This window comes from Pseudoalteromonas sp. SR45-5, assembly GCF_014163565.1.
Classification (GTDB): Bacteria; Pseudomonadota; Gammaproteobacteria; order Enterobacterales; family Alteromonadaceae; genus Pseudoalteromonas; species Pseudoalteromonas distincta.
Genome location: NZ_JACJDN010000677.1, coordinates 1 through 2052, shown reverse-complemented (window position 1 = coordinate 2052; position 2052 = coordinate 1). Strand labels below are relative to the sequence as shown.

At 40.4% G+C, this 2052-nt stretch carries 1 protein-coding gene and 1 pseudogene; both read right to left on the bottom strand.

The window, feature by feature from the left end:
* Positions 1-624: pseudogene (locus H5072_RS17895) on the bottom strand (histidine kinase); the annotation flags it as partial.
* A complete protein-coding gene (locus H5072_RS17890) occupies positions 624-1955 on the bottom strand; it encodes a sigma-54 dependent transcriptional regulator (RefSeq protein WP_182694321.1) in 1332 nt (443 codons plus the stop codon). The gene H5072_RS17890 and the pseudogene H5072_RS17895, both read right to left, overlap by 1 nt.
* Positions 1956-2052 lie beyond the last annotated feature (97 nt).

Here is a 2052-nt window from a genome sequence, read left to right as displayed (position 1 = left end):
ATTAAGTAAAAACTCCCCAGTGGCTAAATGCCAAGTTTGCGAGTCTTGATTCTCTATTTCTATATTAAAGAGGCCATCAATACCGTGCTCTATAGCTGCTACTAATTGCAGAGGCGAATTTTCGAGTAATCTACTTAGCTGCATACCTTCAAGGCGAGTTGCGCTATTAAATAAACTACGGCTAATTAAATTACTAAATACCACCGTATTATTATCATTGACCAGCAATAACGCTTGCGGCGAGCTTTGCAAAACTTTATCAAGCATTAACTCGCGCTGGTAAATCCATTGTTTTTCTTGGCGAAGCTGTTTTGCGGTTTGATTATAAAGTTGGCATAGTTTTCCAAGTTCATCATTACTTTTATACGCAAGCAAACTGGAGAGCTCACCATCTTTAAAATTAAGTAATCCGGTTTCAAGCGATTGCATGCCAAGCTTTATTGGCTTGGTGAGAGCTCTTGAAAGTAGAGTGCTAAATGTAAGCGTTAGTAATATTAAAAACAGAGTGTAGTAAATATCAAAGCCACTTAGCGCGGCAATAATAACAACAGGCAGCGCGCTACAAAGTCCGCAAATTAATATAACCTTTTGGCTAAGGGTAAAGTGGCTAATAATGTTTGGCATTAATAATCAATACCCATTTTTTGTAATCGACGATAAAGAGCTTGTCGGCTTAAACCAAATTCACGGGCCACTTTGGCTATAACACCTTGATGAGCGCGCATTGCGTGTTCTATTTCCTGTTTGGTAGGCTCTGCTTTTGCTTCTTGTTGAGCAGTAACCGGTGACGATAGTGCAAAGTCATCGACTTTAAGCGCACCTGTAGGTTTTAGTACCGCTACACGCTTACAAGCGTTTTCTAGCTCTCGAACGTTACCTGGCCATTTGTAGTGTTGAAGTGCTTGCTCTGTGTTTATAGTCAGCTCTCGGTGAGGTAAAAAATGGCTAATAAGTGCTAAAACATCATCTTGTCTTTCGCTTAGGGAAGGCACATTGAGCTCAATTACATTAAGGCGATAATATAAGTCTTCCCTAAATCGACCTTGTTGAATTGCTTGTAGTAAGTTTTCGTTAGTGGCCGATATAACCCGCACATTTACCTTTCGTGTTTGTGTTGAGCCTAAACGTTCAAACTCGCCGGTTTGTAGTACGCGTAGTAATTTTATTTGTCCTGAAAGTGGTAAATTACCAATTTCATCTAAAAATAACGTACCGCCATCAGCTGCTTCAAATCGACCAATACGTTGTTTGGTTATCCCCGTATATGCACCGGCTTCAGCGCCAAAAAGCTCGGCTTCTATAAGTTCTTGCGGTAGTGCACCGGCGTTTACCTTAATAAAAGGCTGCGATACAAGCGGGGAGTTTTTTTGAATAATATGCGCAATACACTCTTTGCCACTACCATTAGGGCCTGTAATTAATGCAGATATATCAGATTTAGCCACTTGAAGCGCCATAGTAACCAGTCGTTCCATCGCAGTACTTTTAAATATTAGCCCAGCAAGGTCTGCATTTTTAAATGTACCTTCACGTTCTTGTTGATGGCGATTATGCGTCGCCATTATTTTTTTAGCACTGCCTAGCTCTATTAAGTTACCGATACAAACTAGTAGTTTTGCATCATCCCAGGGTTTTGGTAAGTAATCAGCAGCACCGGCTTTTACAAGCTCAATGGCGGTGGCAAGTTCGGTCCAGGCTGTAATAAGTATAATAGGTAGGTGTGGGTTTATTTCTCGTAGTTCATAAAACAACGCTTTACCTTCTTCGCCAGAGGTGGTGTCGCTGGTAAAGTTCATGTCTTGAATTACAAGCTCAATTCGTTGATAGCGAACTATTTGCAGAGCATCAAACGGATTTGTTGCAGTGACTACCGAAAAGTCGTGGATCTCGAGCAACAATGAAAGTGCGTCGAGTACTGCTTGGTTATCATCAACAATGAGTATTTTATGAGTCATAGGTTATTTTTATAATTTTTTGATGGCTACACTGCCTTACTAAGCAGTGTAGCATAGTGATTTACATATAATTAAATAGTGCGAGTTGCAATACTGG

Excerpts from the sequence above, each read along its gene's own strand:
- H5072_RS17890 (WP_182694321.1), bottom strand. The coding sequence starts at position 1,955 with ATGACTCATAAAATACTCATTGTTGATGATAACCAAGCAGTACTCGAC.